Genomic DNA, 249 nt, shown 5'->3' with positions numbered 1-249 from the left:
GTGACGATCCGGCTGTTTATGGTGGAATTGGGACGATGGATGATATCCCCACTACGTTTGTAGGGATCAGAAAGGGTGCTGATCTGAACTCCAACATCGAGCGGCACTTTGGTTCTGCGGAACCGGATGGTTATCGCAAGGCGTTGCGCTTGATGAAACAAGCCGAAAAGTTTAACCGTCCCATCGTCACGTTGATCAACACTCCAGGGGCTTATCCTGGAGTCGATGCCGAGTATCACGGGATTGGGT

1 protein-coding gene is annotated in these 249 nt (G+C 51.8%); it reads left to right on the top strand.

Annotation, left to right across the window (positions count from 1 at the left end):
- On the top strand, nt 1-249 hold a 249-nt coding region (locus tag FC73_RS06855), incomplete at both ends, for a carboxyl transferase domain-containing protein (protein WP_275452697.1).

It is taken from the genome of Fructilactobacillus fructivorans (assembly GCF_001434095.1).
Lineage (GTDB): Bacteria > Bacillota > Bacilli > Lactobacillales > Lactobacillaceae > Fructilactobacillus > Fructilactobacillus fructivorans.
The sequence above is the reverse complement of the archived record's forward strand: the minus strand, read 5'-3'. Positions and strand labels throughout refer to the sequence as shown.